Origin of the sequence: Shewanella saliphila, assembly GCF_014648295.1 — a bacterium.
GTDB classification, from domain to species: domain Bacteria; phylum Pseudomonadota; class Gammaproteobacteria; order Enterobacterales; family Shewanellaceae; genus Shewanella; species Shewanella saliphila.
On the sequence record NZ_BMQV01000014.1, the window covers coordinates 89,667 to 96,803 of the forward strand.

Consider the following 7,137-nt stretch of genomic DNA (forward strand, 5'->3'; position numbering starts at 1 on the left):
CATTTGCTGGCTATTTTGTTATGTACTTTATAAGGTTTAACGCAACGTTTTATGGCATTCAACTCAAGCTATTTAAACTCAGGTTATTTCGCTTTTCTTGCGTATAACGCTTTACGTTCACTGTCTGACAAAAACGCCATCTCAACGCCATTACGTTGCAAGGTTGCTAATTGGCTATCGCTAAAGCCCATTTCTGATTTAACCACACGATACTCGTGCGCGATATCAATTGCGCTCACGCCTGGATCATCAGTATTCAAACCAATTAACACACCAGCGTCTAAAAATTTATGCAGCGGATGCACATCATAGTTTGCGACGGTTGAGGTATGTAAATTACTGGTTGGGCACGATTCAATACCAATACGATGTTTAACAAGGTATTCCATTAATTTAGGATCGTGAATAGCATTAACACCATGGCCAATACGAGTGGCACCTAAAACGTTAATGGCTTGCCACATGCTTTCTGCACCCGCAGCCTCGCCCGCATGTGCAGTGATTTGTAGTCCAGCATCACGAACACGTTTAAAGTGCTCAGTAAATAAGTCGCCTGGGAACCCGAGCTCGTCACCCGCCAAGTCCATTGCAACAATGCTGTCACGGTGCGCTAATATGCCTTCTAACTCTAAACGGCATTTTTCTTGGCCAAAAGAGCGCGACATAATACCAATGAGATTAATTTGAACGTCGTGCTCTTTAACACCTGCACGAACACCATCAATAACCGCTTCAACCACACCCTCAATCGGTAAATTATGATTCATCGCCATGTAGTAAGGACTAAAGCGCAGCTCTGCGTAATCTAATCCTTGAGCTGCGGCATCGGCTACGTTTTCGTAGGCAACACGCTTAACAGCATCTAAATCAGCCAATACAGCAACCATCCAATCTAGCTTCTTTAAAAAATCAACCAGGTTGTTTTCTTTACCCTGAATTTGCACAAAAGGTGCAAGCTCTTCTAACGAATTAGCGGGTAACTTAATGCCATGTTGATGGCCTAATTCCCAAATGGTTTTTACGCTAACATTACCGTCTAAATGACGATGCAAATCAACCAGCGGAATGGTTGTATCTATCATAATTAACCCCTATAAACTTACCCTGCCATTGGTTTGATTTTGTCGGTCAGAGAATAGTATTCAGTTTAACATGTATTTACATATTTTCTGATGGCGATTGTTTTTTTCTGAATTCAGTCACAACAAGTCTTAACAGTATTTGCGATGTGTTTTTGGATTAAAATCGGGCATACTCTCAATAAACGAAGCCAACACTTTGCCACATTAAAGGACTTTTGATGCGCTTGCTGCTTTTACCTGCACTTTTTATATTCAGTTTATCTGGTTGTCATTTTAACGCGACACCACAAACTTCCACTGAAGCTCCTGCAACACAAACAAGTGTCGAACAAGAATTACAAACCTTAATCGATAAGAGTTGGGCGCTCACTTTAGCGTATTCTCCAGAGCTTGCTGCCAACTTAGGTAACAAAGAAGCCGCCAGTAAGCTCAATGACTTATCCCCAGAATCATTAGCACTAAAAGATCAGCAAACAAAAGCCTTACTCAAACAACTCGCCACACTAGATCGTAGTGAATTATCAAGTGCTAGTGTTATCAACGCCGATATGCTTCAGGCTCAGCTGCAAAACGATGTCGACCTGTATTATTTTCATGACCATTACCTGCCGATCACCGCTGAGAGTGGGTTTCACGCTTATATCGCCTCCATCGCAAAAGCACCTTTTAACAATATTGAAGATTACCAACAATATATTGCCAAATTAGAGGGTATGCCACGTTATTTTGAACAACAAACATTCTGGCTTAAGCAAGGCCTTGCCAGCGGGATAACGCCGGCAAAAGTAACCTTAAAAGGCTTTGAAGACAGCATTAGTGCTTTTATTGTTGAGCCACAAAAAAGTGGCTACTTTAAGCCGTTCACTGACTATCCCGATCATTTCAGCGCCGCACAAAAAAACGCACTCACCCAGCAAGGTCTTGAGCTAGTAACAAATACTGTACTGCCACTTTATCAGCAGTTTTATGATTTTATGACCGAGCAGTACATACCCAATGCACGCCCCGAAATTGCCGCTTCAGCACTACCCGATGGCCCAGCGTTTTATCAAAATAGAGTTAATTACTACACCACTGTCGACATGAGTGCCGAGCAAGTCCATCAGCTTGGGCTAGAAGAAGTTACAAGAATACGCGCCGAAATGGAGGCAATTATTCAGCAGGTAAAATTTGACGGCAGCTTTGCGGACTTTTTACATTTTTTACGCACCGATCCGCAGTTTTACCCAAAGTCGGCAGATGAGCTACTCAGGGAGGCAGCCTTTATTGCCAAAAAAGCCGATGCCATGTTGCCTAAATATTTCGGTAAATTGCCTCGCACGCCTTACGGCATTGCTCCTGTACCTGCAGAAATAGCACCTAAATACACAACAGGACGCTACTCAGGCTCAAACCGCGATGACGAACCTGGTTACTATTGGGTCAATACTTATGCGCTTGATAAACGCCCTTTATATGAACTTGAAGCACTCACGCTGCATGAAGCCGTACCAGGGCATCACCTGCAAATTTCATTAAATAAAGAGCTAACTGATTTACCCAACTTTAGACGTTATAGCTATATTTCAGCGTTTGGTGAAGGCTGGGGACTATACTCAGAATACCTCGGACTTGAAGCCGGGTTTTATCAAGACCCATACAGTAACTTTGGCCGTTTAACTTACGAAATGTGGCGAGCAGCCCGCCTAGTCGTCGACACTGGGATGCATTCAAAAGGCTGGACTCGTCAACAAGCTATTGATTTTATGGCCAGCAATACCGCGCTATCAATGCATAATGTCACCACAGAGATTGACCGTTATATTTCATGGCCTGGACAAGCACTGTCTTACAAAATAGGCGAGCTCACCATTAAACGTTTGCGTGCAAAAGCAGAGGCCGAATTAGGCACTGATTTTAACCTCAGAGCTTTTCATGATGCGGTACTTGAAAATGGGTCAATTCCAATGTCAGTATTAGAACAAATGATTGATCAGTTTATCTTGCAGCAACAGGCCTTATTAACCACCAATGGCCAAAGTTAACTGCCATTGTGATGACTCGATAAACACCTAAACATATTAACCAGCTGGCTTATACATAATGCATTACATGAAATTTTCGTCTGAACTCAAGTTAGATACCAGCGCCCAGCGCGATTTTTGGCTAGGAGTCAAACAAAGTCACTTTAAGACACCAGACGGGATGAATATCGCTTATGCCCATATCCAACATCCAGATAGCCAAAAAGCAATAGTCATTAGCAATGGTCGTGTTGAGTCATATATAAAATATAAAGAGTTAATGTTTGATTTATTTCAGCAGGGTTTTAGCGTCTATGCATTAGATCATCGAGGCCAAGGGTTATCTGACCGGCTGACACATAACCCTCATATGGGATATGTCGATAATTTTAGTGATTATACCCAAGACCTCAGTCAATTCATTGATGAGGTTGTCAGGCCTTTTAAGCATACAGAGCTATTTATGTTAGCTCATTCAATGGGAAGCACCATAGCAAGCCACTATATACACTTGCACCCCACAACATTTACAGCGGCCGTGTTTTCAGCACCTATGTTTGGCATTAATCTGCCTTTTGCTGAGTCGTTAGTACGATGGTTAGCCACTAAATTTGATAACAGCCAGATAGTTAATGGCAAGGTAAACAGCCGTTTTGTATTAGGCGGTGGTGCTTATCAAGCCGTCAATTTCAACCGAAATCAGCTCACTCACAGCCAACAGCGCTATCAGCATTATCGCAACTTGTTTAATGCCACCCCAAAGGCTCAATTAGGGTCTCCGACCAATCATTGGTTACTTGAAGCCTTAGATGCAGCGATGCAAAGCATCGGTTATGCCAAAGAGAGCCAAACTCCGATTTTGATTTTACAGGCAGAAAAAGACAGCGTTGTTTGCAATGAAGCACAAAATCGTTCACTCAGTAACAAGTGCCACAAAGTGGTTATTGAAGGGGCGTTTCATGAGGTATTTATTGAAACAGATACAATGCGCAATATCGCCTTATCGTATTCAATGGACTTTATGGCGCAACACTCAACGATAACTGCGTCTTAATTAACTGTGTGATGTCGTCTTGATCAAGTGGACGGCTAATAATGTAGCCTTGAAAGCCCGTACATTTTGCATGGGTTAATAAGTTAAGTTGTTTTTTGTTTTCGATTTGTTTAGCGACGACGGGTAAATTCAACTTATTCGCAAATTCAACTATGGCGTTTACGATGTTAAATGTTTCAGGGTTATATTCTATTTCTTCAAGATACACAGCCGCCAACTTAACCTGCGAAAATGAAATCCCTTGTAATTGATGCACACCACAAGAACCACCACCAAAATCGTCCATCGCGATATTAATACCATAAGCTTGTAGTTCTATAATCTTATTTCTTGCGTCATCAGCATTAACCCTAAAAATATCTTCTGCTATTTCAAATTGCAGTAATTTAGGTGAGACATGGGCCGCTGATATTCTGCTCATCACCACATGAGCAAAATGATCCTGATGAAAATGCCTTGAAGAAATATTAAGTGACATCACAGGCACAGTTGAATTCATTTGTTGTAAAGAATTGATTAACAACAATACTTGGTCGAGTGCCCAAAGCTCGATTTCAAAAATATAATCAGTTACTTCAGCTGCGGCAATAAATTTGCGCGGATTAATATAACCAAATTGTGGGTGATACCAGCGCATCAATACTTCGACACTATTTAATTGCCCTGTATGATCAACAACGGGCTGATACACCAAAGACATTTGTTTATTATGGATGGCAAGCTTAAGCTCACTTTGCAGCTTTATTGGCTGTACATGTTGTTGGTCTAATTCTGGCTGATAGATAGCGCAGCCATTAGAACGACTGTCCTTAGCTTGCTCTAAAGCACTGTCGGCTCGAGCCAATAATACTTGTGGTTCTAACGACTCAATTCCATCAAAAACAACCAAGCCAATCCTAGCTGTAATCGATAAATTTTGCTCCGAGATAGTAAAACCGCGGCCAATGAGCTGTCGAACTTCACTCGCTAATGCTAATGCCCGTTTGTTTGCTTGATCGATATCATGACCAAAGTTTTTAGCCAAAATAACAAACTCATCAGCACCAAGACGCGCCACAGTGCCCGCACTCGAAAAGCTCCCTGATAACCGAGCAGCTATTTGCATCAATAAACGGTCACCTAGCTGTCGGCCAAGGGCATCATTGATCAGCTTAAAGTTATCTAAATTAATCATAAGGAGCGCAGAGAACTGGCCAGTCTTACGGCTAAGCACTTGCAAATCATAAAGTTGATCAGCAAGTACTTCTCGATTAATTAAATCTGTTAGGCCATTGTGATTAGGTTTATCCACCGAAATTCGCTGACTTTTAACGTCACCAGAAACATCAGTAATAGTACCAATAATCCGTAAAGGCCTACCTAACTCATCCCACTCAACAATTTTGCCTCGATCAAGCACCCAAATATAACGGCCGTCTTTGTGTCGTAAGCGATGCACACTCTCATATTCATCATGTTGATTATTGATATAATTTTGAAGAGTATTTAATACTTGGGGCTTATCGTCACGATGTAAACGAGACTCCCAAACAGAATAGTCATTATCAAGTTCATAAGGTTGATAGCCTAATATTTCTTTCCAGCGATCAGAAACAAACACATCACCGGTAGCAATAGCCCAATCCCAAATGCCATTACGCGCGCCCTCCACAGCAAATAACCAACGTTGCTCCGCATCATTAAGGCGTTTTTGACTACGGAACAAACGACCTTTAACTAAATTTAAGTAATCTCGTAGCGTGGAAACCTCACGCGTAACACAAACTATATTCGTATTAAAATCTGGCTTATCGAGGTTTTTAGCAGCACGACTTAATTGAGTTAACGGTCGGATAAATGCGTAATGCAATAAAATACAAAACAACGTCAGTACAATTGCACCTAAGCCCCAAATTTCAATAAAACGTTTGAGTAAACTCTCTGAAGCTTCAGATAACAGATTTGCAATATCATATTCGAGATAAATAAGTTCAACCATATTCGAATAACTAAAACGTGAATTTGAATTCAGCGGGTAATAGGCTTGAATCGATAAACGTTCAAAATTGACGATGACATTAGGTTTATTTCTGCCAATAGAAGCACGATGCTTATCGGCTGAATAACCTTCAAGGACATTGATGGCATTACTTTCACGCCAAATTATGTGGTTAGCAAATTGAATCTCGCTAGCAGAATCTAAAATAACATACGCCATCATATTCTGATCAGTCGATACAAGCGCGACCTCTTGCTCTATACGCTCGAAATCTTGAGTCATCACGGCAGATTCAATCACATGACTCATACGAAAAAGATCTTTCTGAATTTGTTCAGACTGCCTCGATGCTAATTGCTCATTTAGTTCTGCATGTTCATAAAAATACTCCCCACATACCAACCCAAGGTAAAGGATAAAAAAAGACGCAGGAACAAGGAAAGACAAAGACAGTTTCGGCAACCGAGGCAAAATAAACCCACCCAATAAAATAGATAAATATATGCTAGCGGTAATCTTAGCAATATGTAAAGGAATAGTTATAGAACACAACCACATAAACAAGATAAAGACTGTTTAATCATGAAGGCTTTTACTCCACATATTGTAGTGCAGATATCAACAGAATTCAGTATCTATTAACCGCCCAACCTGAATGCATCAAAAAATCATTGTGTTAGGGCTCGGTCATTAAACAGTAAGCTATAGCAGATCAAGATAGCTCATTTCGCTATAACAATAAAACAACAGACGTAAAAAATCCCGTTGGGTTAGCAACGGGCTTTTCACAACTCTAATCTAACGAGTAAATTAGGCATCTGGAAATGACCTACTCTCACATGGGCATATCACCACACTGCTATAATGCTCATTTGACAAACAAATCTCAGACGTATCGAGTAGGGTGAGGCGTCACCGCCCCATCCCTCTCACAGAACCGTACGTACGGACCTCGTATACGGCTCATGCATACTTCCATTCAGCATAGTTGCTGAACACATACCCTGTCCTATCATGCGC

4 protein-coding genes are annotated in these 7,137 nt (G+C 41.3%); 2 read left to right on the forward strand and 2 right to left on the reverse strand.

The genetic code is table 11. The features are described 5' to 3' along the window. Window positions 1-83: 83 nt before the first annotated feature. Window positions 84-1,082: an adenosine deaminase gene (add, locus tag IEY48_RS08975; protein ID WP_188919434.1), complete on the reverse strand. Its 999-nt coding sequence runs from the start codon at window positions 1,080-1,082 to the stop codon at window positions 84-86. A gap of 218 nt (window positions 1,083-1,300) precedes the next feature. Here add and IEY48_RS08980 point away from each other — a divergent pair, with 218 nt between their 5' ends. Together IEY48_RS08980 and IEY48_RS08985 are read left to right on the forward strand one after the other, a co-directional pair. After that, window positions 1,301-3,106 carry a DUF885 domain-containing protein gene (locus IEY48_RS08980; protein ID WP_188919436.1) on the forward strand — a complete coding sequence of 602 codons (1,806 nt, stop codon included), beginning with the start codon at window positions 1,301-1,303 and terminating at the stop codon, window positions 3,104-3,106. 58 nt (window positions 3,107-3,164) lie between these two features. Continuing rightward, the gene (locus tag IEY48_RS08985; protein ID WP_188919438.1) at window positions 3,165-4,139 is read left to right on the forward strand and encodes an alpha/beta fold hydrolase; all 975 of its coding nucleotides are present in this window, start codon (window positions 3,165-3,167) and stop codon (window positions 4,137-4,139) included. On the opposite strand, the gene IEY48_RS08990 is transcribed toward IEY48_RS08985, so the two are convergent. Then, a complete protein-coding gene (locus IEY48_RS08990) occupies window positions 4,105-6,426 on the reverse strand; it encodes a putative bifunctional diguanylate cyclase/phosphodiesterase (RefSeq protein ID WP_229786374.1) in 2,322 nt (773 codons plus the stop codon). The two genes, IEY48_RS08985 and IEY48_RS08990, sit on opposite strands and share 35 nt — an antisense overlap. Window positions 6,427-7,137: the final 711 nt, after the last annotated feature.

What these genes read in the sequence shown, in the direction of transcription:
- IEY48_RS08985 (WP_188919438.1), top strand. Translation starts at nt 3,165, where the DNA reads ATGCATTACATGAAATTTTCGTCTGAACTCAAGTTAGATACCAGCGCC.
- IEY48_RS08990 (WP_229786374.1), bottom strand. Translation starts at nt 6,426, where the DNA reads ATGAGTCATGTGATTGAATCTGCCGTGATGACTCAAGATTTCGAGCGT.
- add (WP_188919434.1), bottom strand. Translation starts at nt 1,082, where the DNA reads ATGATAGATACAACCATTCCGCTGGTTGATTTGCATCGTCATTTAGAC.
- IEY48_RS08980 (WP_188919436.1), top strand. Translation starts at nt 1,301, where the DNA reads ATGCGCTTGCTGCTTTTACCTGCACTTTTTATATTCAGTTTATCTGGT.